Raw genomic sequence first — 26,567 nt, forward strand, 5'->3', positions numbered from 1 at the left:
GGACCGCGGGGCAGCCCCTCTGTTTCCGGGCGCCCGCGCAGAAGGGACCGCAGGCGGCGATGCAGATCCGGCTTACCGTCGTAGACCCCCTGGGCACGCGCCCCGACATGCTCGCACGTGGTGACGACACACTCGCGCGCGGTGTCGACGTACTGGTCACGGCCCCCGCGGGCACGGCACTCGCCGCGGTCGCCTCCGGCCTGGCCACCGCCGTCGCGGGCGGCGAGGCGGGCTCCACGACCCTGTACGCGGGCACGCAGCGGCTCGACGCGCAGCGCTGCGTCATAGGTGAGCCCCCGCTGATCGACGGCGCGGTGATCGCGCTCGGCGCCCCCGTCGACCCCGGCCCCGAGCCGGACGGCGCGGCGGCCCAGCTCCATGTGGTCGCGGGCCCCGACGCGGGCGGCGTCCACCTGTTGCACGGCGGGCAGATCCGCATCGGCCGCTCCGCCGACGCGGACGTCTCCCTCGACGACCCGGACGTGTCACGGCTGCACTGCGCGGTGACGCTCGGCGCCGACGGCCGGATCTCGGTGGAGGACCTGGAGTCGACGAACGGGACGTCGGTGGACGGCCGCCCCCTCGACGCCCGCCCCGTCCGCCTGTCCCCCGGTTCCCTGGTGCGCCTCGGCGAATCGGCGCTGCGGGTCTCCGTCGCCGGTGACGCCGCCCGCCCCAGGCCGCTGCGCACGGCGCCGGACGGGGAGGGACACGTACGGGTGCTGTTCGCCGAGCAGCCGGTTGACGCGCCCGCGCAGGCTCCCGCCACCGACCCCGACCAGGAGACCCGGCACGCGTACGGGGACTCCGCCTGGGGCGCGGCGAGCGATGCCGCCCAGGGCGGCGCGCGGCCCCTCGTGTCCGAGCCGGAGCCGGCCGAGGAGGCGGAGGGCACGCGCGTGAGCACCCCCGCGCGCGGCACCACGCTGCCGCGCGCCCCGCGCAAGCGCGGCGGGCTCTCCCGGCTGCTGCGCCGCGGCAGGCGCGACGAGCACGACGGCTTCGCCATGGACGACCAGCACCACGAGATCTACGAGCCGCACGTGCTGCGCACCCCGCAGCTCTCGGAATCCGTCGCCGACCCCGGGACACTCCCTGATGAGGCCCCCTCGTACGAGGAGGAGCCCAGGCCCGTCACCGGAACCGCCGAGACCTGGCCCGACGCCGCGGCGCTCCTGCTCACCGCGCTCGGCCCTGGGCCGCGTCTGTGGGAGCGCGGCCCCGGTCACGCGGAGGCGCTCGCGGTGCGGCTCGGCAGCGTCGACCGGCCGGGCCCCGGCGGCGTGGGGCTGCTGCCCGCGGTGCCGGTGACCGTGGGGCTCGCCGAGGCCGGGGCCCTCGGGCTCGCGGGGCCGCGCGCGCGGCTCGCCGGCCTGGCCCGCTGCGCCATCGCCCAGCTCACGACGCTGCACGCGCCGGAGCACCTGGAGCTCGTGCTGATCTCGACCGACCGGGCGCGCTCCCTGGAGGAGCGGGTCGCCGACTGGTCCTGGCTCGGCTGGCTGCCCCAGGTGCGGCCCGCCCACGGCCAGGACTGCCGGCTGCTCCTCGCGTACGACCGGGAGCAGGCGGCGGCGCGTACGAACGAGCTGCTGCGCCGCCTCGACGACCACGCGGCGGGGTTCAGGCCCTCGGCGCAGTCCGCCGACGAGCCCGTCGCCGCCACGGTCGTCGTGATCGACGGCGACCCCGGAAGCGCCTCGCTGCGAGAGGCCACGGTGCGGCTCGCCGCCGAAGGGGCCGCGGCCGGGATCCACGTCGTGTGCCTGGCCGAGGCGCCCGCCGCCTCGCCCGCCTCACCGGCCACGCAGAGCTACGAGGCCGCGTGCGCCGAGAGCCCGGCGTTCCGCGCGTGCGGGGCGGTGGCGCTGCTCAGCGGCGACGTGGCGACGACGCTGCGGCTGCACCGGGCGGCGCAGGGACAGCTCGTCGGGCACGGCACGGTCGGTACGGCCGACGCGGTGTCGCTCGCCTGGGCGGAGCGGTTCGCGCGGGCGCTCGCGCCGTTGCGCCCGGACGCGGTGGGCGGTGCCGGGGACCGGCCGGTCTCGCGCGTGTCGGCGCCGCTGCCGCAGACCTCCCGTCTTCTGGACGAGTTGGGGCTCGCGCGTGCCACACCGGCGTCCCTCATGGCGCGCTGGGCGGCGGCCGGGGACGATCCGGACTCGCTCGGCGGGCGCGTGTGGGCCGTGCTCGGGGCCGGGCCGCGCGGCCCGCTGACCGTGGACCTGGCCGCCGAGGGGCCGCACCTGCTGATCGAGGGGCCCGCGGGCAGTGGCCGTACGGAGCTGCTGCGTTCGGTCGCCGCCTCGCTCGCCGCGGCGGAGCGGCCCGACCGGCTCGGCATGGTGCTGGTCGACGGGACGTCGGGCGGGGAGCGCGCGGAGGGCCTGCGCGTCTGCACGGACCTCCCGCACGTGACGACGCATCTCGCCGCCAACGACCCCGTACGGATGCGGGAGTTCGCGCAGGCGCTGAGCACCGAGCTGAAGCGGCGGGCCGAGCTCATAGGGCGTACGCACTTCTCGGAGTGGCACACGCAGCGGGCCGTCGCCGGCCGGGTCGTGTCCCAGCGCGGGGCGCCGTCCTCCGAGAGTTCCGGGGACGTGGACGTGCCGCCGAGCTCGACGATGCGGCTGCGGCCCGGGGCCACCCGGGAGCGGGCGGAGGCCGGTCCTCCGCTGCCGCGGCTCGTGGTCGTCGTGGACGATCTGGACGCGTTGCTCTCGCCGCCGCTCGGGTCGATGGGGCGGCCGGCCGCCGGGTCGGTCGTGCGGGCCCTGGAGGCCGTCGTACGGGACGGGGAGCGGCTCGGGGTGCATCTCGTCGCGGCGTTCGCCTCCGGCGGGGCGGCGGGGTGGACGGCGCGGCCGCGGGTGGTGCTGGACGCACCGGGGACCGGGAGCGAGGATCCGGCGCCGGGGCGCGGGGTGTTGCACGGGGCGGACGGGCGTGACGTGGAGGTGCAGGCGGGCCGGGTCACCGGGCGCATCCCTCGCACGGCCACGCAGCGGCCCACCGTGGTGGCGCTCGAATGGGCCCGCATGGGCGACCCCCCGGACCGCCGCCCGGTCCGCGAACTGGGCAACGGCCCCACGGACCTGGCCCTCCTGGCCAGCGCCCTGGAACGCGCGGCCCGCTCCGTCTCGGCCACCGAGGTCCCGTCGCTGCTCTGAGCACATCAAGCCCCGCCGGCGATTGAGGCGCGGGGTCCGGGGCAGAGCCCCGAGGCCGCAACCGCGGCGCGGCCGACCTGCCACGGGGCGGCGCCCCGTCGGACCCGTCGCGCGGCACCGGGGGCCGCCTTGCCCACCCTGCCGCCCAAGGCGGCAGATTGCCCAAGGCGGTTGCGGCACCCCGCGGGGCCGACGCCCCCCGGAGGGGGGCGGGTGGTGGGAGGTGAGCGGGGTTAGCCGGCCCAACCGCCTTGCGCACTCCGTGGGTTGACGCATCACGACCCCGTCACGATCACCCGGTTTACAGCCCTGGCACCCTTGCCGGTTCTCCCTGGCCGGGCGTAGACCAGTGCGCACGGGACAGCGCTCAGTACGTACGTTCAGCGTTCAGGACGAGAACGGGGCAGTGATGGGCAGCACTCGCAGCACTCTTCGTACACACACACCCAGCACCCGCAGGAGCACCTTCCGCACGGCCCTCGTGGGCCTCGCCATCGGTTCCCTCGCGCTCACGCTCACCGCCTGTGGAGGCGACGACGACAACGGCAAGGACGGCGGGGACGGCGGCAAGACGCCCGCGTCCTCGGTCAAGCTGCCGAAGCTGAACGGCAAGTCGCTGGAGATCGCCGCCGTGTGGACGGGCGACGAGCAGAAGAACTTCAAGCAGGTGCTCACGGAGTTCGAGAAGCGGACGGGCGCGAAGGTCACCTTCGTCCCCGCCCAGGACCCGATCATCAACTTCCTCGGCTCGAAGGTGGCCGGCGGCGCCCCGCCGGACGTCGCGATGCTGCCGCAGCCCGGCGCCATCAAGCAGGCCGTCGACAAGAAGTGGGCCAAGCCGCTGGGCGAGGACGCCCAGGCGCAGCTCACGAAGAACTACGCGCAGGGCTGGCAGGACCTCGGCAAGGTCGCCGGCAAGCAGTACGGCGCGTACTACAAGGCCGCCAACAAGTCCCTGATCTGGTACAACACCAAGGTCTTCGAGAACGCGGCCGCCAAGGAGCCGAACACCTGGAAGGACCTCCTGAGCACCTCTCAGGCGATCTACGACTCGGGTGTCACGCCGTTCTCCGTCGGCGGCGCCGACGGCTGGCCGCTCACCGACTGGTTCGAGAACATCTATCTCTCCCAGGCGGGGCCCGAGAAGTACGACCAGCTCGCCAAGCACAACATCAAGTGGACCGACCCGTCCGTGAAGGACGCGCTCACCACGCTCGCCGAGCTGTGGGGCAAGAAGGACTTCCTCGCGGGCGGCAACAAGGTCGCCGTGCAGACCGAGTTCACGAAGTCGGTCGAGCAGACCTTCACCGGCGGCGAGCAGCCCAAGGGCGCCATGGTCTACGAGGGCGACTTCGTGCAGGTCAACATCCAGCAGACGAAGGCGAAGGTCGGCACGGACGCGAAGGTGTTCCCGTTCCCGGCCGTCGGCTCCGGGGACCGTCCGGTGGTCAGTGGCGGTGACGCCGCGGTGATCCTGAAGGACTCGCAGGCGGCGCAGGCGCTGGTGACGTGGCTGGCCTCGCCCGAAGCGGCCACGATCCAGGCCAAGTTGGGAGGCTACCTCTCCCCCAACAAGAATGTGGACCTCGCCTCGTACCCGAACGCCGTGCAGCGCGAGATCGCCAAGCAGCTGGTGGGCGTCGGCAACGACTTCCGCTTCGACATGTCGGACCAGATGCCGCAGGCCTTCGGCGGTACACCCGGCAAGGGCGAGTGGAAGGCGCTGCAGGACTTCCTGATGAACCCCAAGGACGTCGCGGGCACCCAGAAGACCCTGGAGGCCGAAGCGACCAAGGCGTTCAAGGACTGACACGGCGATGACCTCCGCCGCGAGCGGCGGCGCCCCGGACCCCGGGGCTGCCGCCGCGACGTCACCACGCACCCGTAAGAGCGTGACCGGCACCCGCAGGTCCGTCGCCGCGCTCTTCCTGCTGCCCGCCCTGGTCCTGCTCGGCGCCCTGGTCGTGTACCCGATCGGGTACTCGGTCGTCCGCAGCTTCTTCAACGCCTCGGGCGGCTCGTTCATCGGGTTCGACAACTACGAGACGCTGTTCACGCGCGAGGACACCAAGGCCGCGATCAACAACAACATCTGGTGGGTGGTGCTCGCCCCGACGGTCGCCACCGCGCTCGGCCTGATCTTCGCCGTGCTCACCGAGCGGATCCGCTGGGCCACCGCGTTCAAGCTGGTGGTCTTCATGCCGATGGCCATCTCGATGCTGGCCGCGGGCATCATCTTCCGGCTCGTCTACGACCAGGACCCGGAGAAGGGCGCGGTGAACGCGGTCATGGTGGGGGTGCACGACACGTTCGCCGAGTCCTCCGCGTTCCCGAAGGCGCATCCCCGGGGGCCCGACACGCTCACCGGGAAGAGCGGCGGCCCGTTCCTCACCAAGGAACCGGTCAAGGCCGGAACTCCCGTACTGCTCCCGCTGGTCGGCGTCGCCGCCGACCAGATGCCCAAGGACGCCAAGCCCGCGAAGGAACCCGCCACCGGAGCCACCGGCATCACCGGCACCGTCTGGCAGGACTTCACCCTCGGCAAGGGCGCGGGCAGCCGCGACAAGATCGACGCCAGTGAGGTCGGCTACCCGGGCATGCGCGTCGAGGCCGTCAAGAACGGCAAGGTCGTCGCCTCCACGACGGCCGCCGCCGACGGCACGTTCAAGCTCCCGCAAGCGGCCGACGGCGCCCAACTCCGGCTTCCCGCGGCCAACTTCAAGGAGCCGTACAACGGCGCCGACTGGCTCGGCGACAAGAAGTTCTTCACGATCCACCTCGGCGGCTTCGATCTGTACCTCAACATCGTGACGACCTCGATCATGGTCGCGTACGTATGGATGTGGGCCGGGTTCGCGATGGTGCTCATCGGGGCGGGCCTCGCCGGCATCCCCCGCGAGCTCCTGGAGGCGGCGCGGGTGGACGGCGCCTCCGAGTGGCAGGTGTTCCGCCGGGTCACGGTGCCGCTCCTGGCGCCCGTGCTCGCGGTCGTCCTCGTCACGCTGATGATCAACGTACTGAAGATCTTCGACCTGATCTTCATCATCGCGCCGGGGGCCTCGCAGGACGACGCCAACGTGCTGGCCCTGCAGCTGTACCGCTCGGCGTTCAGTGAGGACAACGAGGGCCTGGCCAGCGCGATCGCGGTGCTGCTCCTGCTGCTCGTGATCCCGGTGATGTGGTTCAACATGAGGCGGCTGCGGCGGGAGACGAGGCGATGAGCACTCTCGACGACACCGTGAAGGCCCCGCGCTCGTTCGCGCGCCGGATCGGCGACATGCTCAGCGGCGGGTTCGTCCAGTTCGTGCTGTTGCTGGTCGGCGCGCTGTGGCTGGTGCCGACGATCGGCCTGCTGTTCTCCTCGCTGCGCTCTCCCGAGGACATGGCGGACAGCGGCTGGTGGACCGTGTTCAGCAAGCCGGCGCAGCTGACCTTCGAGAGCTACAGCAGCCTCCTGGAGAACTCGGACATCACGCGTTCCCTGGTCAACACGGCCCTGATCACGGTGCCCGCGACCCTGCTCGTGATCGTGATCGGCTCGCTGGCCGGGTACGCGTTCGCGTGGATGGAGTTCCCGGGCCGCGACTGGTGGTTCCTGGTCGTGGTCGGGCTGCTCGTGGTTCCCGTGCAGGTCGCGCTCGTGCCGATCGCCCGGCTCTTCGGCGACATCGGCATCTTCGGCTCGATCCTCGGCGTGATCCTTTTCCATGTCGGGTTCGGGCTGCCGTTCGCGGTGTTCCTGCTGCGGAACTTCTTCGCGGAGATCCCGCGCGAGCTCCTGGAGGCGGCCCGCCTGGACGGCTCGGGCGAACTGCGGCTGTTCCTGCGGGTGGTGATGCCGCTCGGCGCGCCCGCGATCGCCTCGCTCGGCATCTTCCAGTTCCTGTGGGTGTGGAACGACATGCTGGTCGCGCTGATCTTCACGGACACCGACAGCCAGCCGATCACGGTCGCGCTGCAGACCCAGGTGCGGCAGTTCGGCAACAACGTCGATGTGCTCGGTCCCGGCGCGTTCATCTCGATGGTGATCCCGCTGGCCGTGTTCTTCGCGTTCCAACGCCAGTTCGTGTCCGGCGTGATGGCGGGTGCCGTCAAATAGCGAACAACCGGGATTTTTCGAGCGGGAGGGTCTCTCGTTCCCTCCCGTCCACCACGAGGACATCCCGGGCACCTACCCAGAGCGGATGGCCTCCCGGGCCCCGTGGGCCGAGCGCGACGCCCGCGGGGCCCGCACCCACGTCATCCGTACTGGAGCTGACATGCAGCACGAGTCCCACACCGCGCCCGCCGAGCTGCCGCGCCCGGCCGCGCTCGACGACGTCAAAGGCTGGTTCCACAACATCGACCAGGTGCTCTTCGACTGGTTCCTGAGCCGGCAGCGCGCGCTCGGCCAGGACGGGGATCTCCTCGAACTCGGCGTCTACCTGGGCAAGAGCGCCATCTTCATGGGGCAGTACCTGGAGGAGAAGGAGACCTTCACGGTCTGCGACCTGTTCGACTCGCCCGCCGACGACCAGGCGAACGACAAGGAGATGAACAAGTCCTACAGCACCCTCACCCGAACCGCCTTCGAGGCCAACTACCGCGCCTTCCATGACGAGTTGCCCGAGGTGGTGCAGGGCCCCTCGAACGTGATCACGTCCGTGGTCGCCCCCGACAGCTGCCGCTTCGTGCACGTCGACGCCTCGCATCTGTACGAGCACGTGCACGGAGACATCGAGGCGTCCCGCGAACTCCTCGGCGAGGACGGCATCGTCGTGCTCGACGACTTCCGCGCCGAGCACTGCCCGGGGGTCGCGGCCGCGACGTGGGGCGCGGTCGCCACGACCGGGCTGAAGCCGCTGTGCATCACGGCGACCAAGTTCTACGGGACGTGGGGCGCGTTCGAGCCGGTGCGCACCGAGCTGGGCGCGATGCTCGCCGGCCGCAAGGACTTCTGGCACGGCGCGGAGGAGGTCGCCGGGCACTCGATGATCCGCATCGACGGCAAGAAGGCGAAGCGCCCGGCCCAGCCGGTGTCGCGCTACGAGTCGACCGCCTCGGCCGTGCCCACACAGGCCCCGCGCCCGAAGGGACGGCTGCGCTCGCTGCTGGGCCGCTGACCCCCGGGCCCCGCCTTTCGTCACCCGCACGGCCCACGAAAGGCGGGGCGGGGCGCGCCGACGGGGCACGCATGCCCCATGCCGTACATGACGACCACCGCACTCGTGCGCGGAGCGGCGCGCGGCGCGACGGCGCTGCGCGGCGGGCAGTTCTGGCGCCCGACCCCGTTCTTCGTCTTCGGCGGCCTGTGCTGGCTGCTGCTGACGCTCGCGTACTGGTGGGTGCCGATGGCCTACGAGTACGGGCTGCACGCGGCCGTGATCGAACGCCTGAAGGTGAGCCTGGCGCACCCGGGCCACCCGCTGGTCGACCTGCCGGGCGCGGGCAGCCCGTACCTCTACTCGCCGTACGCGATGGCGGAGGGCCTCTTCGCTCGGGCGACGGGCCTGACGGGCTGGGAGGTCATGAAGCTCGCGGGCCCGGTCAACCTGCTGGTCCTCCTGACCGGCCTGAACCGCTTGGTCCGCACCCTCACGTCCCGCCAATGGGCGCCGGTCCTGGCCCTGTTGACGCTGACGGTGCTGTGGGGGACGAGCACGGACTGGCGGACCGAACCGCTCGCGCTGCGCTCGCTGACGATCGACCTGGGCTACCCGTCGACGTTCGCGATCGGGCTCGCGTTCTGGGTGTGGGCGGCGGCGTGGCGACTGCGGCGCCAGGGCGCGCAGTGGACCGTGGCGGGGCTCGCGGCGGTCGGCCTGGTGTGGCTGTGGCCGGACACGGACCCCGCGACGCCGCACGTCCCGTGGCTCGCGCTCATCGGCCTCCCGCCGCTGTGGCTGCGCCTGCGACGCGACCGCGGGGACCCCCTCGTACTCCTGTGCGCGGCGGGCGTCGTCGCCCTCGCGTACGCGGCGCTGCTGCACCCCTCCGCGTACGGCGCGGCGATGGTCCTCACGGTGGTGCCGCTCCAGCTCGTCCTGGCGATCGCCCTGGCGGCGCCGCGTCCTTGGCAGCGGCGGCGCCGGGCGCTCGGCGCGCTGGCGGCGACGGGCGCGGCGCTCGGCTGCCTGGCCACGGCCCTCGACCCGCCGCCGAGCTGGCCCGACTACGCGTGGGCCGCGCAGCACATCCCGCCCGGCGACGTGGTCCTGACGGACGGCTACCGCGCGGTCCGCTCCCTGCCGGGCCACGGGCCGACGCTGGTCGCGCCCGCCCGCCCCGACCCGGTCGTCGACAGGGCCGAACGGGACCGGCGCCGGGCGGCGGTGCGCGCCTACCTCTCCCCCGGCTCCACCCGCGCCGAACGCCAGGCGATCGCCGACCGCTACCGCGTGCGCTGGCTGCTGCTCGACCGGGACGAGCGGCTGCCGCCGGAGGCGGTGCTCGTGGCATGGGGCCCGCGCACGGGCGAGGCGCTGGCGCGGGTCAACGGGGGCTCACCCAGGCGCACTTAGCGTCCGCTGGACGGCCTATTCGACGACGAGCTGTACGTCGATGTTGCCGCGGGTCGCGTTCGAGTACGGGCACACCTGGTGCGCCTGCTCGACCAGCTTGCGGCCGGTCTCGGCGTCGACCGAGTCGGGCAGCTCGACGCGGAGCACGACGGCGAGCCCGAAGCCCTCCCCCTCCTTGCCGATGGAGACCTCGGCCGTGACGGCGGCGTCGGAGACGTCCACCTTGGCGCCCCGGCCGACGAGCCCGAGCGCGCTGCCGAAGCAGGCCGCGTACCCGGCGGCGAAGAGCTGCTCGGGGTTGGAGCCCTGGCCGTTGCCGCCCATCGCGGTGGGCACGCCGAGCTGGAGGTCGATGACGCCGTCCGAGGAGACGGCGCGCCCGTCGCGGCCGTGGGTGGCGGTGGCGACGGCGGTGTAGATGGCGTCCATGGGGACCTGCCTCTCGGTTCGGTTGGTCGCTGCGCTCTCTGCGTACCTCTAAATAGAGCACACAATTCAATTGTGCACAACTCAATCGCGCGACGAGTACCCTGTTTCCATGGCCAGCACCGACGAGTACCTCCTGCTCGACCGCCAGATCTGCTTCGCGCTCAACTCGGCGTCCCGCGCCTTCGGCGGCGTCTACCGGACGCTGCTCAAGGACCTGGGCCTCACCTACCCCCAGTACCTGGTCATGCTGGTGCTCTGGGAGGCCGCGGAGGACGAGGGCCCGCTCCCGGTCAAGCGCCTCGGCGAACGCCTCCGCCTCGACTCCGGCACTCTCTCCCCGCTCCTCAAGCGCCTGGAGGCGAACGGCCTGGTGCGCCGCGAGCGCAGCGCCACGGACGAGCGCTCGGTGACGGTCGCCCTCACGGACGCCGGCGCGACCCTGAAGACCGCCGCGGCCGAGGTCCCGCGCCAGATCGCCGCGGCGACAGGCTTCGACCTGGAGGAGATCGAAACCCTGAGGACGCGCCTTGAGCGCCTGACGGACGCGCTGGACGGGTGGGCGAGATCGAGCCCCAGTTCAAGCCCCTCCGGCGATTGAGGAGCGGGGCCCGGGGCGGAGCCCCGTGACGCCCACCCCGCCGCACCGAAACACTCCCCGCCCCCCGGACCCTCCGGACAAGCTGCGCCGCCTCCCCCGCGAGCCCCACCCCCACGGCGATCGCCAACGTCACCCCGGCGGCATGCACCAGTCCCCCCACCCCCGTCGTGGTCCGCCCGGAGGCAAGCGCGGCCAACGCCACGTACAACGCACTGCCCGGCAGCAACGGCGCGATCCCGGGAACGACGAGCGGCAGCGCGGACTCCCGCCGCCGCCGGGCCACGGCATGCGCGGCGCACCCGACACCGGCCGCCACCACCGCCGTACCGACGAGCGACGGAAGCCCGAGGACCGCGAACTCGGCCGCCACCACGAACCCGCCGATCCCGAGCAGCGCGGCGGGCACCCAGTCGCGCCGTGGCGTGCGCGCCCGCGCCGCCACGGCCACCGAGAACACCGCGGCGCCCACCGCGGGCGCCCCCAGGTACTCGGCCCGCTCGGCCGTCGGCACGACCGGCGCCTCGAACCCGACGAGCCGCCCCACGCCGAGCACGGCGACCACGCCCGTGACCACCGCCGCGAACACCAGCATCGCGTCGAAGAGCCGCCCGAGCGCGGTCAGATAGTGCCCGGTGAGCGCGTCCTGCACGGCACTGACGAAGGTGACGGTCGGCAGCAGCCCCAGCACCCCGGCGACGACGACGGACTGCACGGTCGCGGGCGGCGCGCTGTGGCTGATCGCGACGGCGAGCACGGCGGCCGGCATCGCCGCGACGGCCGACCGGTAGAACGCGGGCACACCATTACGCCCCAGCCACCCGCTCAGCAGCGCCCCGAGCAGCCCCGCGACGAACGCGCACACGGAGGTCAGCGCGCCACCACCGAACGCGATGCCACCACCGGCCGCCACGAAGCCGGTCTGCACGGGCACCCGCCACCGCACCCACCGCCCCCGCTCCGCCGGGGCGTCGAGTATCCGCGCGGTCGCGGCCCGGGCCTCGTCGAGCCCGAGCTGCCTGGCGCTGATCCGCTCCACGAGCGCGTGGATGTGGCCGAGCGTGCGGAAGTCGGTGGCGTGCTTGCGGATCACCCGGTTCGCGTGCAGCGGCGTGAGCTCCCCCGGCGCGTGCGCCGACAGCGACACGGAGGCGAGCGTGACGCTCGGCTCGCAGTAGCTGAGCCCGTACGTCTCGGCGACGACCAGCATCCCGGCGACCGCCTCCTCGGCGGAGGCCCCGTACGACAGGAGCGCCTCCCCGAGCCGCGTGGCGAGCTCGGCGACGCGCGCGCCGTAGGCCTCCATGTCGGCCCGCCCGTCGTCGTGCAGCAACTCACCGCCGTAGCCGTAACTTCTGGTCGGCTCGATGCCGCGCAGCCGGGGCAGCGCTTTGGTCAGCCAGGGGTCGGTGCGGTCGAAGGTGGCGGCGGGGCGGGTCCTCGAAGGCATACAAATGGAGCGTAACGGACATCACACTTGAACGGCTTAAGAGTTTCGCGCCGGCACCGAACCTGCCAGCATCGCCCCAATGAACCCAGACAACACCGCCGAACGCTGCGCCCTGTGGCGGGCGATGCACGTCCAGGTCGACGACGCGCCGCACGTCCTGGCGGACGAGGTGGGCCTGCGCCTGCTCGCGCCCGCGCCCGACTGGCGCGAGCGCCCCGACATGGAGCCGACGGCGACCCGCGGTTTCCGCGCGGCGATGGTGTCACGCGCCCGCTTCGTCGAGGACCTGGTGGAACAGGAGTCGCAGCGCGGCGTCGACCAGTACGTGATCCTCGGCGCGGGCCTGGACACGCTGGCCCAGCGCCGCCCCGAACTCGCCGCTCGCCTCGACATCTACGAGGTCGACCAGCCGGGCCCGCAGTCCTGGAAGCGCGCCCGCCTGGAAGCGCTCGGCTACGGGGTCCCGCCCCGCCTGCACCTCGTCCCCGTCGACTTCGAGGCCCGGGAGTCCTGGTGGGACGGGCTCACGGCGGCCGGCTTCGATCCGCGCCGCCCGGCGGTCGTCGTCTCGACGGGCGTCGCCATGTACCTCACCCGCGAGGCCACGGCCGCCACCCTGGAGCAGACCGCGAAGCTGGCCCCGGGCTCGACGCTCGCGCTCTCCTTCATCCTCCCGCCGGAGCTGATCGACGCGGCGGACCGCGCGGGCATGGAGACCAGCAAGAAGGGCGCGAGCGCCGCCGGCACACCCTTCCTCAACTTCTACGCCCCCGAGGACATGCTCACCCTGGCCCGCGAGGCCGGCTTCAGGACGGCCGAGCACGTCCCCGGCACCGAGCTCGCGACCCGCTACTTCGCGGCCCGCGCGGACGCCCTGCGCCCGTCGAGCGGCGAGGACTTCCTGGTGGCGAGCACCTGAGTGTCAGCACGCGGGACTGTGACGCAGGATGACCAACCGGGCGTCATCCTGCGTCACAGTCCCCTTGAAGACCTTCAGAGCGCCTTGAGCGCCGCCGCCGTCGCCGCCGACAGCCTCTTCAAGTGGTCCTTCGGCAGCTTCGGCGCCCGGACCACCAGCGTGCGCCAGTACAGCGGGCCCGAGATCAGATCCAGCGCCAGCTCCTCGTCAAGGCCCTCGCGCAGCTCGCCGCGCTCCACCGCCGCCCGCACGATCCCGCTCGCCACCCCGTGCTGCCCCTCGCGCAGCGCCTTCTGCAGGGCCTCGGCGATCTCGGGGTTGCGGGCCGCCTCCGCCTGGAGGTCCGGGATGATCTGGCCGGCCACGGGGTGGCGCAGCGCGCGCGACGTGACCTCGTAGAGGAGGCGGAGGTCGGCCTCCAGGGAGCCGGTGTCCGGGGCGGGCAGGCCCTGCACGGCGATCGCCGAGACCAGGTCGAGGACCAGGTGGAGCTTGGACTTCCAGCGGCGGTAGACCGCCGTCTTGCCGACGCCCGCGCGGCGCGCGATGCCCTCGATGGACATGCGCGCGTAGCCGGCCGACGCCAGCTCCTCGAAGACCGCCGCACGGATGGCTTCCGTCACGTCCTCGCGCAGGACGGCCGCGCCTGCGGGGGCCCTGCGACGCGTCGGCTTGGAGGAGTCGGCGTTGGTCGTCATATGGCAAAGCATAGGCGCGCGACGACGAAACGGTTGCGTTCCGACGTCGATCCGCCCTACTCTCACGTCACGACGATACGGACCCGTCCCGACGTGAACGGCGGGTGAACACCGGCCGTCGCCCCACCCCCCGACCGAAAGCAGCGGATGTGAGCCAGGTCCTGGACACGCCTCCCCCGCAGGAGGCACCGCGGTCCACCCCCGAGGCCCCCGAGGATCCGGCGGCCCTCGCCGCCCGGTACGGGCTGAGCGTCAGCGGCGCCCGGCCCGCGCTGCCCGCGTACGTGCGCCGGCTGTGGCAGCGCAGGCACTTCATCACGTCCTTCTCGACCGCCAAGCTCACCGCGCAGTACAGCCAGGCGAAGCTCGGGCAGGTCTGGCAGGTGCTGACGCCGCTGCTGAACGCGGCGGTGTACTACCTCATCTTCGGCAAGCTCTTGGGGACCAGCCGGGGCGTGCCGGACTACATCCCGTTCCTGGTCACGGGCGTGTTCGTATGGACGTTCACGCAGTCGTCGGTGATGGCGGGGACCAAGGCGATCTCCGGGAACCTCGGGCTCGTGCGGGCCCTGCACTTCCCGCGGGCCTCGCTGCCGGTCTCGTTCTGCCTGCAGCAGCTCCAGCAGTTGCTGTTCTCCATGTGCGCGCTGGTGGTCATCCTGCTGGCGACGGGCGTGCCGCCCGCCCCGTCCTGGGTGCTCGTCGTGCCGGCCCTGACCCTTCAGTTCCTGTTCAACACCGGGCTCGCGCTGATCATGGCGCGGCTCGGTTCGAAGACCCCGGACCTCGCGCAGCTGATGCCGTTCCTGCTGCGTACATGGATGTACACGTCCGGCGTGATGTGGAGCCTGACCCGGCTGACGGAGGGGCAGGACATCCCGTCGTTCGTACGGACGCTGCTCCAGGCCAATCCGGCCGCCGTCTACATCGACCTGATGCGCTTCGCGCTCATCGACAGCTTCACCGCGGACCAACTGCCGCCGCACATCTGGCCCCTCGCGGTCGGCTGGGCGCTGCTCGCCGGGGTCGGCGGGTTCATCTACTTCTGGAAGGCCGAGGAGACGTACGGTCGTGGCTGACACTCTTTCCGAAACGAACGGCGAACGGATCCCCACCGTCATCGCCGACGGCGTCGACATCGTCTACCGGGTCAACGGCACGGGCGCGGGGCGCGGCGCCGCGACCGCCGCCCTCAGCCGCATCCTCGGCGGCCGGAAGAAGGCCGAGAAGCGGGCCGGTGTGCGCAAGGTGCACGCGGTCAAGAACGTGTCGTTCACCGCCTATCGCGGCGAGGCCATCGGGCTCATCGGGACCAACGGGTCGGGAAAGTCCACCCTGTTGAAGGCCGTCGCCGGTCTCCTGCCGACCGAGAACGGGGCGATCTACACCGACGGCCAGCCCTCCCTGCTCGGCGTCAACGCGGCCCTCATGAACGACCTCACCGGCGAGCGCAACGTGCGACTCGGCGGGCTCGCGATGGGCATGTCCCGCGAGCAGGTGCGGGACCGCTACGACGAGATCGTCGACTTCTCCGGGATCAACGAGAAGGGCGATTTCGTGACGCTGCCGATGCGGACCTACTCGTCCGGCATGGCGGCCCGGCTGCGGTTCTCGATCGCCGTCGCGAAGGAGCACGACGTGCTGCTGATCGACGAGGCGCTCGCCACCGGCGACCGGTCCTTCCAGAAGCGGTCCGAGCAGCGCATCAAGGAGCTGCGCAAGCGCGCGGGCACCGTCTTCCTCGTCAGCCACAGCAACAAGTCCATCCGCGACACCTGCGACCGGGTGCTGTGGCTGGAGCGCGGCGAGCTGCGGATGGACGGGCCGACCGAGGACGTCCTCAAGGAGTACGAGGCGTTCACCAACGCCGCGGGCCCCGCCAAGCCCAAGCCGAAGGCCAAGCCCAAGGCGCCCGTCGCCGCGTAGGGACCGCCCGTACGGAAAACGGGGGCGCCCCGAGCCGAATCCGGCTCGGGGCGCCCCCGTTCGCGTATCCGCTACGAGTGCGTGCGCAGCAGCGTGCGCATCGTGCGCATGGCGACCGAGAGGTTCGCCAGGTCGAACGAGTCCGAGCCCTGGATCTCCTCCAGGGTCGAGCGCGCCCGGCCCAGGATCGCCGCGTTCTTCTCCTCCCACGCCTTGAACCGCTGCTCCGGCGTCGAGGTCCCGTTGCCCGCCGCCAGTACGTCGGCGGTGAGCGCGGCGTGCGCCGCGTACAGGTCCTCGCGGATGGAGGCGCGGGCCATCGACTGCCAGCGGTCGGAGCGCGGCAGCTCGATGATCCGGTCCATCAGCTGCGTGATGGCGAGGCGGTCGGCCAGGTCGTAGTAGACCTCGGCGACGGCGAGGGCGTCCTTGCCCGTGCGGTCGGCGATCTGGACGATGTCGAGCGTCGGGAACGCGGACGAGAACCCGGCGACGCGCTCCGCCAGCTCCTCCGGCACGCCCGCGCCGGTCAGCTCGTCGAGGATGCCCTGGTACCACTCGGCGTCGGCGCCGCGCAGCATCTTCGGCAGCTCGTCCCAGACCTTGGTGACGCCTTCCGTGAAGAAGTCGATGGTCTCGGCCAGCTGGAGCGGCTGCGGGCGGTTGTTGAGCAGCCAGCGGGTGCCGCGCTCGACGAGCCGCCGCGAGTGCAGCCGGATCCGGGTCTGGACGTCCGCGGCGACGACATTGTCGAGCGCCTCGACCGCGTCCCACACCTCGCTGAGGCCGAAGATCTCGCGCGCGGCGAGCTGCGCCCGCACGATCTCCTCCAGGGACGCGCCCGTCTCCTCACGGAGGCGGTGCAGGAACGTCGAACCACCGGTGTTCACCGTGTCGTTGACGAGGACCGTCGTGATGATCTCGCGGCGCAGCGCGTGCCCGTCGATCGCCTCGCCGTACTTCTCGCGCAGCGGCTGCGGGAAGTAGGCGTGCAGCAGGCGGCGCAGGTACGCGTCGTCCGGGAGCGAGGTCTGGATCAGCTCGTCGGCAGCCGTGATCTTCGTGTACGCGAAGAGGACGGCGAGCTCCGGCTGGCTCAGGCCGCGCCCGGAGTTGAGGAGTTCGCGGATCTGCCGGTCGTTCGGCAGGAACTCCAGGCCCCGGTCGAGGTGGCCCTGCTTGCCCAGGCGGCGCATGAACCGCTGGTGGGCGTGGAGCAGGGACGGCGCCTGGGCGCAGGAGTTGGCCAGCGCCGTGTTCTGCGCGTAGTTGTTGCGCAGCACCAGGTGGCCGACCTCGTCCGTCATGGCGGCGAGCAGCTTGTTGCGCTGCTTGACCGTCATGTCGCCGTCGGAGACCAGACCGTTGAGCAGGATCTTGATGTTCACCTCGACGTCCGAGGTGTTGACGCCGGCGCTGTTGTCGATCGCGTCGGTGTTCACGCGGCCGCCGCTGCGGGCGAACTCGATGCGGCCCAGCTGGGTCGCGCCGAGGTTGCCGCCCTCGCCGATGACGCGGGCGCGCACGTCCTTGCCGTCGACGCGGATCGGGTCGTTGGCCTTGTCGCCGACGTCGGCGTTGGACTCGACCGACGACTTGACGTACGTACCGATGCCGCCGTTCCACAGCAGGTCGACCGGCGCCTGGAGGATGGCCTTCATCAGCTCGGCCGGGGTCATCTTCGCCTGGCCGGACTCGATGCCGAGGGCCTCGCGGATGTGGGCGTTGAGCTGGATCGACTTGGCGGAGCGCGGGAAGATGCCGCCGCCCGCCGAGATCAGCTCCTTGTTGTAGTCCGCCCAGCTCGACCGCGGCAGCTCGAACATGCGGCGGCGCTCGGCGTAGCCGGTGGCCGCGTCCGGCTTCGGGTCGATGAAGATGTGCCGGTGGTCGAAGGCGGCGACCAGGCGGATGTGCTCGGAGAGCAGCATGCCGTTGCCGAACACGTCACCGGACATGTCGCCGACGCCGACGACCGTGAAGTCCTCGGACTGGGTGTCGACGCCCAGCTCCCGGAAGTGCCGCTTGACGGACTCCCAGGCGCCGCGGGCCGTGATGCCCATGCCCTTGTGGTCGTAGCCGGCCGAGCCGCCGGAGGCGAAGGCGTCACCGAGCCAGAAGTTGTACGACTCGGCGACCTGGTTGGCGATGTCCGAGAACGACGCCGTGCCCTTGTCGGCCGCGACCACGAGGTACGTGTCGTCCTCGTCGTGCCGCACGACGTCGGCGGGCGGCACGACCTCGCCGCCGACCAGGTTGTCGGTGATGTCGAGCAGCGCCGAGATGAACGTCTTGTAGCTCGCGATGCCCTCGGCCATCCAGGCGTCGCGGTCCACCGACGGGTCGGGCAGCTGCTTGGCGACGAAGCCGCCCTTCGCACCGACCGGCACGATGACGGTGTTCTTCACCATCTGCGCCTTCACCAGGCCGAGGATCTCCGTACGGAAGTCCTCGCGCCGGTCCGACCAGCGCAGACCGCCGCGCGCCACCTTGCCGAAGCGCAGGTGCACACCCTCGACACGCGGCGAGTACACCCAGATCTCGTACGCGGGCCGGGGCTCGGGCAGGTCCGGGATGGCCTGCGGGTCGAGCTTCATGGAGACGTACGCGTGCGGCTTGCCGCCCTGCGCCTCCTGGAAGAAGTTCGTCCGCAGCGTCGCCTTGATGACCGTGAGGAAGGACCGCAGGATGCGGTCCTCGTCGAGCGAGGCGACCTGGTCGAGGGCGCCGTCGACCTCTTCGAGCAGCCCGTCGATCAGCTCGGTCCCGGCGCGCTGCCGGTCCGGCGACATCCGCGCCTCGAACAGCGACACCAGCAGGCGCGTGGTGTGCACGTTCGTCCGGAGGGTGTCCTCCATGTAGTCCTGCGAGAACGTGGAGCCCGCCTGACGCAGGTACTTGGCGTACGCGCGCAGCACCATCGCCTGACGCCAGTTCAGACCGGCGCCCAGGACCAGGGAGTTGAAGCCGTCGTTCTCGGCGAGGCCCGTCCAGGTGGCGGCGAAGGCCTCCTGGAAGCGCTCGCGGCCGTCGGCGCCGAGGTCGTCGCCGTTGCCGTTCGCCGGCTTCGGCATGCGCAGGCCGAAGTCGTAGATCCACGCGGTCTTGCGGTCGCTGCAGCGCAGCTCGTACGGGCGCTCGTCGGTGACCTCGACGCCCAGGCGCTGGAGCACCGGCAGGACGGCGGACAGGGAAACGGGCGCGCCGATCCGGTAGATCTTGAATCGGCGCTCGCCGGGGGCCGCGCCCACCGGCTCGTACAGGGAGAGCTCGAAGTCCTTGTTCTCCTGCGTGAGCTGTTCGAGGTGGACCAGGTCGGCCACGGCGGCGCGCGGCGAGTGGTCGGCCTTGAAGCCCTCGGGGAACGCCTGGCCGTAGCGGCGCAGCAGTTCGGCGGCGCGCTCCTCGCCGCACTCGGCGTTCAGCGCCTCCCCGAAGCCGTCGGCCCAGGAGCGGGCGGCCTCGACGAGGCGGGCCTCGATGCGGTCCTTGTCGGCGTCGGAGAGCTCCGGCAGTTCGGTGCCCTGGGGGACGCGGACGACGAAGTGCAGGCGGGAGAGGATCGACTCGGTGTTCCAGGCGGTGAAGTCGACGCTGGTGCCGTCGAGCTCCTCCTTGAGGATGTCGATGATCCGCAGGCGCACGCCCGTGGTGTAGCGGTCGCGCGGCAGGTAGACGAGGGCCGAGTAGTAGCGCCCGTACTCGTCCTGGCGCAGGTAGAGCCGCAGCCGGCGGCGCTCCTGGAGGTACAGGACGGACGTGACGATGGAGCGCAGCTCGTCGGCCGGGGTCTGGAACAGCTCGTCGCGCGGGTACGTCTCCAGGATCTGGAGCAGGTCGCGGCCGTCGTGGCTGTTGGGCGAGAAGCCCGCGCCCTTGAGGACCTCCTGGACCTTGCGGCGGATCACCGGGACGCGGCGCACGGACTCGGTGTACGCGGCGGAGGAGAACAGGCCGAGGAAGCGGCGCTCGCCGACGACATTGCCCTCGGCGTCGAACTTCTTCACGCCGACGTAGTCGAGGTAGCTCGGCCGGTGCACGGTCGCGCGGCTGTTGGCCTTGGTGAGGACCAGCAGGCGGTGCTCGCGGGCCTTGGCGCGGGCGTCGGCCGGCAGCCGGTTGAAGGACGGCGAGACCGGGTGGTGCTCGTCGCGCTCGTGGTGCGGGTCGGAGCGCAGGATGCCGAGCCCGGTACCGGGCACGGCGGCCAGCGAGTCGTCCTCGGAGAGGTCGTACTCGCGGTAGCCGAGGAACGTGAAGTGGTCGGCGGCCAGCCAGCGGAGCAGCTCGCGGGCCTCCTCGACCTCCTGGTCGGGCAGGTCGCCCGCGGTCGGCTCGCTCGGCAGCTCCTCGGCGATGCGCAGCGCCGAGTCCCGCATCTTCTCCCAGTCCTCGACGCACTCCCGTACGTCGGACAGGACACGCAGCAGGTCAGAGGTGATCTGCTTGAGGTCGGCGCGGTCGGTCTCGCGGTCCATCTCGACGTGGATCCACGACTCGGTGAGCACGTCGTGGCCCTCGGCGGACGTGCCGGCCGGAAGTACCTCGAGGAGCTTGCCGGTGACATCGCGCCGGACGGTGATCTGGGGGTGGATGACGACGTGGATGCCGCGGCCCTGGCGGGACAGCTCGTTGGTGACGGAGTCCACCAAGAACGGCATGTCGTCCGTGACGACCTCGACGACCGAGTGGCTGCAGGTCCAGCCGTTCTCCTCGACGGTCGGCGTGTGCACCTTCACGTTCGCCGTGCCCTGCGGGCGGTTCTCCGCGAGGCGGTAGTGCGAGTGTGCGGCCCCGAAGACGTCGACCGGGTCACGGTCGCTCAGGTCCTCCGGTGCGGTGTGCAGGTAGTAGCGCTGGAGGAACGCGAGCACGCCGTCGGTGTTGGTGGTGGTCCCGGCGGCCTGCGTGCCCTTGCCCGTCGCCCCGGTCGGTAGGTTCCCCCCTACCGGGCTGTTCTCAGCTACCCGTGCGGCCCTGGTGAGCAGCTCGGCTTTGGCTTCGTCCAGCTTGGTCTGCATTGTCCTCTGGCTCCTGTCGCGCGCCGTTGCGAGACGTAGACGTGGCGTAGATGAATCGCTCGGCACAACGTCCCGACGCGGGGTGTCCGGTCTGAGACGACGTTATGCCCGGATGAGAGATGGGTGGACGACAATGCGCCGTTTTCAACGAAGAGGCCATCCGCCCGAAATGATCAGCGGCTGAGCGCCGGGCACGACCGCTGCTGTGGCAGGTCGTGATCTCCCGGCGCGGGCAGGGGGCGACGATGCCCCCGCGAGATATCGCGCTGATCACGGGACCAGGCTATCGCTCCCCGAGGGGGCAACGTCATGAGCCGCTTGTGTACAAATCAGGGGGGCGAACTTTGACACTCTGCACAGAACCCCTGAAGCCCTTGCGTAGTACGGGCTCTTGCCGACCGGGCGGCGCGGCGGCACGTTGGGCGCACGACACGGCGGATCCCATCGAGGGGAGCGTGTGACCAATGGCACCCAAAATCCTGATCGTCACCGGCGACGCGGCGGAGTCGCTGGAGGTCCTCTACCCGTACCAGCGGCTGCGCGAGGAGGGGTACGAGGTCGACATCGCGGCGCCGACCCGCAAGAAGCTCCGGTTCGTGGTGCACGACTTCGAGCCCGGCTTCGACACGTACACGGAGAAGCCCGGCTACACCTGGCCCGCCGACCTGGCCTTCTCCGAAGTCGATCCGGGCCAGTACGCCGCATTGGTGATTCCCGGCGGCCGGGCGCCCGAGTACCTGCGCGGCGACGCCGAACTCCGCAAGATCATCAAGTCCTTCTTCGACGCCGACCGGCCCGTCGCCCAGATCTGCCACGGGCCGCTCCTGACGGCGGCGGTGGACGCGCTGCGGGGCCGGCGTGTCACGGCGTACCCGGCGCTGGAGACGGACATTCAGGCGGCGGGCGCCACGTTCCAGGACGCGGAGGCGGTCGTCGACGGCACCCTGGTCTCCGCCCGCGCCTGGCCGGACCACTCGCGGTGGATGCGGGAGTTCCTGACGGTGCTGCGGGCGAAGGCGCCGGCGGCGGGCTGACACCCCACCGCGGAGACAAGTGCGGTGGCTGCCCCGCCGACGAGGGCAGCCACCGAAACGCGCCGTGCCCCGGACGCAACGACGGGGGGGGCCGATGCCACGACAGCCGTGGGGAGTTGACCATTGCCGTCCGGCGCCCCGCCGCGCAGTTCCTCCAGAGCACGCGACACCTGTACATCCTGTCCGTCTCCGACAGCCCCCGGCATCGGTATCGACCGGGAGCCGTATACGCATCTGTGCAGCGGGCACGGGATCCGTATACCTAGCTGGCCTGAGGACCCGTGGCCTCGCCTTGGGGGAAAACAAGCCCCGCCGGCGATTGAGGCGCGGGGTCCGGGGCAGAGCCCCGCGACGCTCACCCCGGTGGGGCGCACCCGACCCGGCTACCTGTCCGGTCCACCGACGGAGGAAATCGCCGCGATCTCCGTCCGCGACCCCACCCCCAGCTTCGCCAGGATGTGCTCCACATGCGCATCCGCCGTCCGCTTCGAAATCACCAGCCGCTCCGCGATCTCCCGGTTGGACATCCCCTCCGCCACCAGCGCCGCGACCTCCCGCTCCCGCCGGGTGAGCGCATCGACCCCACCCCCACGCGCCGCAGGCACCGGCGCCACCGGCGGCGCATCGGCCCCGGACCGTACGGCGTCGAGCACCTGCACCCCCGAGAGCCGCGCCCCCACGCCCCACCAGCGCCCGAACTCCTCCTCGCCCAGGGCCAGCAGCACGGCGCCCCGCACGGACTCCTGCTCCTCGAAGAGGGACGGCAGCATCCCGACCGGGTCACCGCCCCCGAGCCGCCGCGCGTTCTCCGCGTACCCGAGCAGCCACGCCGCCCGGACATGCCGCTCGTCGTGCGCGGCGGACCAGGCGAGCCCGAGGCAGCACAGCGCGGCGACCAGCACCTCGTCGATCTCCGCCGCGGCCTCCAGGCCCCGGCACAGCGAGGCGACGGCCTCCTTCCGCTCCCCGGCGAGCCACAGGATGATGCCCTGCACCATCAGCGTGGACCCGAACAGCTGCCGCTCCCCCGTGTCCTCCAGGTGCGCGAGGCCCGTGCGGCACAGGGCGAGCGCGCCGTCCGTGTCCCCGAGCACGCCGAGCAGCAGGGCCCCTTCGTAGTGGATGACGCCCGTGCCGAGGCCGTCCTCGCGCGCCAGGATCCGCTGCCGCGCGTCCTCCATGGCGTCGAGCCCCTCGGGTTCCCCGCACAGCGCGCCGAGGCCGCCCAGATACGCGTCGCAGAACAGCTCCACCCGGTCGTTGCCGGAGCGGCGCGCGATGTCGACGGCCTGCTGGAAGAGTTCGAGCGCGCCCGGCAGATCTCCCTGCCACACGGAGAACAGGGCGGTCATGAACCGCCCCCACGCCTGCTCCTGCCCCACCTCGTCGAGGAGTGCGAGTCCCTTCTCGATCCAGTACCGCCCCTCGGACAGCTGGCCGACCGCCCGCCAGTACGGACCGAGCTGCGCGGCGAACCACACACCGGAGGCCACCGTGTCGGGGTTCTTGTACGCGTATTCGAGCGCGGCCCTGACATCGGCCCGTGCCGCCCGCAGCACCCGGTAGTGACCGACCTGTTCGGCCGTCAGGAAGCCGTCCCAGTACCGCTGTCCGAGCTCGCGGTGGTACGCGGAGTGCCGCTGCCGCACGGCGTCCGCCTGCCCCGCCTCCTCCAGCCACTCGGCGCCGTACTCGCGGATCGTGTCGAGCATCCGGTAGCGCCCGCCGTTCTCCCCGATCCGCTGCACGACGGACTTGTCGACGAGCCCGATCAGCTGCTCAAGGACGTCATCGCTCGTCAGCTCGCCGCCCGCGCCCACGACTTCGGCGGCGGCCAGCTCGAAGGAGCCGGCGAAGACGGAGAGCCGCGCCCACAGCAGCCGCTCCTTGGGCGTGCACAGCTCGTGCGACCAGCCGATGGCCGTACGCAGCGTCTGATGCCGGGTCAGGGCCGTGCGGCGCCCGCCCGTGAGCACCTCGAAGCGCTGCCCGAGCCGCTGCACCAGGTGTTCGAGCGGCACCGCCCGCAGGCGTACGGCGGCCAGTTCGATGGCGAGCGGGATCCCGTCGAGGCGGCGGGCGAGCGCCGCGAGCTGCTCCCGGTTCGCCTCGTCCACGGCGAAGGACGGCACCACGGCGGACGCCCGCTGCACGAACAGTTCGAGCGCGTCGTCGGGGGCGAGCGGCGCGATGGCGCAGCAGCGCTCACCCGGCACGTCGAGCGGCTGCCGGCTGGTGGCGAGCACCCCGACGCCCGCCGTCTCCCGCAGCAGTACGTCGGTGAGCATGGCGCAGGCGTCGACGAGATGCTCGCAGGTGTCGAGCACGATGAGCAGCCGCCGCCCCTGAAGGTGCGCGACGACCGCGTCGAGCGGCTCCATGCCCGCCTGTTCCGGCAGTTCGAGCACGGCGGCCAGGGTGGCGGGGATCAGCTCGGGGTCACGCAGCGCGCTCAGCTCGACGAGCCACACCCCGTCGGGGAACCGCCCGGCGAGCCCGGCCGCCGCCCGCATCGCCGTACGGCTCTTGCCGACGCCGCCGGGACCCACCAGGGTCACGAGGCGGGCGCGCTCGAACCCGGCCCGCACCTCCGCCAGTTCGGCCGATCTGCCGACGAACGTGGTGACTTCCACGGGGAGTTGCCCGCCCCGCCGCTGACCGAACCCGAAACCCATGACTCTCGCCCCCGTCGTTTCGCCGGCCACTGGCTCCAGCACAGCGTACGCAGCCGACAGCGGAGGGTGAACTGAGTCGATGCAAAATGCTGCGGATACGGGTCGGTTCACCGGTTCCGGTTGACGTCCGCGAGTGGGTGCGGGTGGGTGCGGCTCAGGCCGCCGCGGCCATCCGCTCGGCCTCGCGCACCGCGTCCGCCAGGGTGTCGACGACGGGCGCGCCCACCCCTTCGAGGCTGGCCCTGCTGTGCGAGCCGCCGGTGTAGAGGACGGCCTGCGCGCCCGCGGCGAGCGCGGCCACCGCGTCGTCGGCCGCGTCCCCGATGACCACGGTCCGTTCCGGTTCCACGCCGTCGAGGACTCCCAGGTGGCGCACCATGTGCTCGGCCTTGCTGCCGCCGGAGGGGCCCGTCCGCCCGTCGACGCGCACGAACCGCTCGGCGATCCCCAGCCGGCGCACCAGCGGTACGAGGTCCTCGTGCCCGGCCATGCTGAGGATGGACTGGCTGCGCCCGGAGTCCTGCCAGCCGGCGAGCAGCAGCTCGACGCCCTCGGTGAGCCCGCAGTCCACCATGTGGCGCGCGTAGTGCTGGTGGAACGCGCCGTCCATCGCCGCCCACTCCGCCTCGGTGGGCAGCCGGCCCATCATCCGCTCGTAGAACTTGGGGATGGGTATGCAGTAGAGCTCGCGGTACTTCTCCAGCGTGATCGGTGCGAGTCCGACCGCGGCGAAGGCCGCGTTGCTGGCTCGGATGACGGCGTCGTTGTCGTGGAACAGCGTGCCGTTCCAGTCCCAGACGATGTGTATGTCCACGTGCGTGGTCGTGTGCGCGGCTACGTGCGTCCCGAAGTGCTTCCCCATGACAGGAAACTACCCACCTGGCGGCGGTCCGTCAGTGGCCGCCCTCACCCAGGAGGCCCGGGATCTCCTGCGTGGCGAACCACAGCAGGTCGTGGTCCTCCGCGCCGTCCACGACGAACTGCGCGTCGTCGTCGCCCCGGTCGGCCGCGGCGAGCGCCTCGGCGGCGGCCGTGACATCGGCGTCCGCGTCGCCCGAGTCGACGTGCACGGCGGCGGCCTTCGCCAGCGGCACGCTCTCGCGCACCGTCAGCTCGCCGAGCGCGCCCTGCTCCGACCCGCGGTCCGGGTCGGCGGCGACGGCCCGGTCCGGCACGTCCACGGCGACGACCACCCGGCGGCGCGCGGCGCCGGGGTCGGCGGCGACGAGCCGCAGCGAGGCGAGCGCGGCGCGGCCCAGGGCCGCGTACTCCAGCTCCTCGATGTCCTCGGACCGGTACCACTCGCGCAGCGCGGGCGTCACGGCGAAGGCGGTGACGGGCGCGGGCCCGATCTCGCCGGCCTTGTACGCCTCTGCGAGTCGAGGCAGGGACAGAGGTACGTACACGCGCATGGTCCGGCTGCTTTCTGCTCTGCGTCGGGGGCTTCAGGATACGTGGGGGCGTCCCCCTTCGGGCCGCCGCCCGGACCCGCCCGGGCGTCAACACCCGCCCGCCGCCGACCCCCGTACGCCCCCGGGGATCCGGCCCGCGCGCCTGCGCGGTCACCCTGATAGGCGAACCCCGCGCCGTGCCCCGGCGCCACCCGCCGGTCCTTGCCGCCGCGCCCCCGGCCTCGTACAAGATCCCCACGAGGAGTTACCGGCCGGTATGGGGAGGCGTCATGCAGAAGGTCATGAACAGGCGGGGGCCGCGGACGAACACCCGGCCGCCCGGCCGACGCAACAGCCGTCGCCCCGGCGCGGGACCGCGGCGCGTTCCGCCACGGGTGCCGCCGCACCCCACGGAGCTGTTCACCCAGCGCCTGCTCCTGGTGCTCAGCGGCGACCGGCCGCTGCACTGGTTCGCCCGGCACGCCGCGCATCAGGCCTTCGACGACCTGCTGTGGCTGGTGGAACGCCGCACCCTGACGCCCGGCGCGGGACCCCGCCCGACCGTGCACGGCATCGGCCATTTCGAACCCGCCCCCGGCAGCTTCGAGGTCTTCGCCCGCATCGCGGTCGGCCCCCGGCTGCACGCCCTGGCCTTCCGGCTCGCCCTGGGCGAGGACCGGCGGTGGCGCTGCACGGCGGTGGAACTGGGCGGCCGGCCGCCGCGCGACACCCAGGACGTCGACGGGTGACGCG

The 26,567-nt window shown here is 72.1% G+C and carries 18 protein-coding genes and 1 pseudogene; 12 read left to right on the plus strand and 7 right to left on the minus strand.

The window, feature by feature from the left end; all coding sequences use genetic code 11:
* The first annotated feature begins 59 nt into the window (after nucleotides 1-59).
* The 6 genes from ACZ7L4_RS19290 to ACZ7L4_RS19315 all read left to right on the plus strand — a co-directional run bounded on the left by ACZ7L4_RS19290 (nucleotide 60) and on the right by ACZ7L4_RS19315 (nucleotide 9,676).
* On the plus strand, nucleotides 60-3,176 hold the full coding sequence (locus tag ACZ7L4_RS19290) for an FHA domain-containing protein (RefSeq protein WP_472103935.1): 3,117 nt from the start codon (nucleotides 60-62) through the stop codon (nucleotides 3,174-3,176).
* A 409-nt stretch (nucleotides 3,177-3,585) separates the two neighbouring features.
* Nucleotides 3,586-4,986, plus strand: a complete 1,401-nt coding sequence (locus ACZ7L4_RS19295; protein WP_472103937.1) for an ABC transporter substrate-binding protein — start codon at nucleotides 3,586-3,588, stop codon at nucleotides 4,984-4,986.
* Nucleotides 4,987-4,993: 7 nt separating this feature from the next.
* Nucleotides 4,994-6,397 (plus strand): carbohydrate ABC transporter permease, encoded by a 1,404-nt coding sequence (locus ACZ7L4_RS19300; RefSeq protein WP_472103938.1) that lies wholly within the window; start codon nucleotides 4,994-4,996, stop codon nucleotides 6,395-6,397.
* Complete coding sequence (locus ACZ7L4_RS19305; RefSeq protein WP_450817291.1) at nucleotides 6,394-7,275, plus strand: carbohydrate ABC transporter permease; 882 nt, start codon at nucleotides 6,394-6,396, stop codon at nucleotides 7,273-7,275. The genes ACZ7L4_RS19300 and ACZ7L4_RS19305 overlap by 4 nt, the downstream gene beginning before the upstream one ends.
* A gap of 160 nt (nucleotides 7,276-7,435) precedes the next feature.
* Entirely contained in the window at nucleotides 7,436-8,278 is an 843-nt protein-coding gene (locus tag ACZ7L4_RS19310; protein ID WP_472103940.1) for a class I SAM-dependent methyltransferase, read from the plus strand.
* 87 nt (nucleotides 8,279-8,365) lie between these two features.
* On the plus strand, nucleotides 8,366-9,676 hold the full coding sequence (locus tag ACZ7L4_RS19315; protein ID WP_472103942.1) for a hypothetical protein: 1,311 nt from the start codon (nucleotides 8,366-8,368) through the stop codon (nucleotides 9,674-9,676).
* A 15-nt stretch (nucleotides 9,677-9,691) separates the two neighbouring features.
* Here the strand turns inward: ACZ7L4_RS19315 and ACZ7L4_RS19320 are convergent, their stop codons facing one another.
* Nucleotides 9,692-10,105 carry an organic hydroperoxide resistance protein gene (locus ACZ7L4_RS19320; RefSeq protein WP_443264316.1) on the minus strand — a complete coding sequence of 138 codons (414 nt, stop codon included), beginning with the start codon at nucleotides 10,103-10,105 and terminating at the stop codon, nucleotides 9,692-9,694.
* Nucleotides 10,106-10,214: 109 nt separating this feature from the next.
* Between ACZ7L4_RS19320 and ACZ7L4_RS19325 the strand changes: the two genes are divergently transcribed.
* Nucleotides 10,215-10,703 (plus strand): MarR family winged helix-turn-helix transcriptional regulator, encoded by a 489-nt coding sequence (locus tag ACZ7L4_RS19325; protein ID WP_472103944.1) that lies wholly within the window; start codon nucleotides 10,215-10,217, stop codon nucleotides 10,701-10,703.
* Between the two features lie 109 nt (nucleotides 10,704-10,812).
* Here the strand turns inward: ACZ7L4_RS19325 and ACZ7L4_RS19330 are convergent.
* Nucleotides 10,813-12,150: pseudogene (locus ACZ7L4_RS19330) on the minus strand (threonine/serine exporter family protein); the annotation flags it as partial.
* A 79-nt stretch (nucleotides 12,151-12,229) separates the two neighbouring features.
* Here ACZ7L4_RS19330 and ACZ7L4_RS19335 point away from each other — a divergent pair.
* Nucleotides 12,230-13,069: a class I SAM-dependent methyltransferase gene (locus ACZ7L4_RS19335; RefSeq protein WP_472103945.1), complete on the plus strand. Its 840-nt coding sequence runs from the start codon at nucleotides 12,230-12,232 to the stop codon at nucleotides 13,067-13,069.
* A gap of 74 nt (nucleotides 13,070-13,143) precedes the next feature.
* Here the strand turns inward: ACZ7L4_RS19335 and ACZ7L4_RS19340 are convergent, their stop codons facing one another.
* Nucleotides 13,144-13,767 (minus strand): TetR/AcrR family transcriptional regulator, encoded by a 624-nt coding sequence (locus ACZ7L4_RS19340; RefSeq protein ID WP_472103947.1) that lies wholly within the window; start codon nucleotides 13,765-13,767, stop codon nucleotides 13,144-13,146.
* 149 nt (nucleotides 13,768-13,916) lie between these two features.
* Here ACZ7L4_RS19340 and ACZ7L4_RS19345 point away from each other — a divergent pair, with 149 nt between their 5' ends.
* Together ACZ7L4_RS19345 and ACZ7L4_RS19350 are read left to right on the plus strand one after the other, a co-directional pair.
* Entirely contained in the window at nucleotides 13,917-14,846 is a 930-nt protein-coding gene (locus ACZ7L4_RS19345) for an ABC transporter permease (protein ID WP_472103949.1), read from the plus strand.
* Entirely contained in the window at nucleotides 14,839-15,693 is an 855-nt protein-coding gene (locus ACZ7L4_RS19350) for an ABC transporter ATP-binding protein (protein ID WP_472103951.1), read from the plus strand. The genes ACZ7L4_RS19345 and ACZ7L4_RS19350 overlap by 8 nt, the downstream gene beginning before the upstream one ends.
* Before the next feature lie 71 nt (nucleotides 15,694-15,764).
* On the opposite strand, the gene ACZ7L4_RS19355 is transcribed toward ACZ7L4_RS19350, so the two are convergent.
* Nucleotides 15,765-20,714: an NAD-glutamate dehydrogenase gene (locus tag ACZ7L4_RS19355; protein WP_472103953.1), complete on the minus strand. Its 4,950-nt coding sequence runs from the start codon at nucleotides 20,712-20,714 to the stop codon at nucleotides 15,765-15,767.
* 464 nt (nucleotides 20,715-21,178) lie between these two features.
* On the opposite strand from ACZ7L4_RS19355, the gene ACZ7L4_RS19360 reads away from it, so the two are divergent.
* Nucleotides 21,179-21,748: a DJ-1/PfpI family protein gene (locus tag ACZ7L4_RS19360; protein ID WP_472103955.1), complete on the plus strand. Its 570-nt coding sequence runs from the start codon at nucleotides 21,179-21,181 to the stop codon at nucleotides 21,746-21,748.
* A 383-nt stretch (nucleotides 21,749-22,131) separates the two neighbouring features.
* On the opposite strand, the gene ACZ7L4_RS19365 is transcribed toward ACZ7L4_RS19360, so the two are convergent.
* The 3 genes from ACZ7L4_RS19365 to ACZ7L4_RS19375 all read right to left on the minus strand — a co-directional run bounded on the left by ACZ7L4_RS19365 (nucleotide 22,132) and on the right by ACZ7L4_RS19375 (nucleotide 25,835).
* Nucleotides 22,132-24,423 carry an ATP-binding protein gene (locus ACZ7L4_RS19365; protein ID WP_472103957.1) on the minus strand — a complete coding sequence of 764 codons (2,292 nt, stop codon included), beginning with the start codon at nucleotides 24,421-24,423 and terminating at the stop codon, nucleotides 22,132-22,134.
* A gap of 154 nt (nucleotides 24,424-24,577) precedes the next feature.
* On the minus strand, nucleotides 24,578-25,285 hold the full coding sequence (locus ACZ7L4_RS19370; protein WP_472103959.1) for an HAD family hydrolase: 708 nt from the start codon (nucleotides 25,283-25,285) through the stop codon (nucleotides 24,578-24,580).
* Nucleotides 25,286-25,316: 31 nt separating this feature from the next.
* Entirely contained in the window at nucleotides 25,317-25,835 is a 519-nt protein-coding gene (locus ACZ7L4_RS19375; RefSeq protein WP_472103961.1) for a DUF6912 family protein, read from the minus strand.
* A 269-nt stretch (nucleotides 25,836-26,104) separates the two neighbouring features.
* On the opposite strand from ACZ7L4_RS19375, the gene ACZ7L4_RS19380 reads away from it, so the two are divergent.
* Nucleotides 26,105-26,563, plus strand: coding sequence for an Rv3235 family protein (locus ACZ7L4_RS19380; protein ID WP_472103963.1), 459 nt, complete (start codon nucleotides 26,105-26,107; stop codon nucleotides 26,561-26,563).
* Nucleotides 26,564-26,567 lie beyond the last annotated feature (4 nt).

It is taken from the genome of Streptomyces sp. NPDC107575 (genome assembly GCF_055657265.1).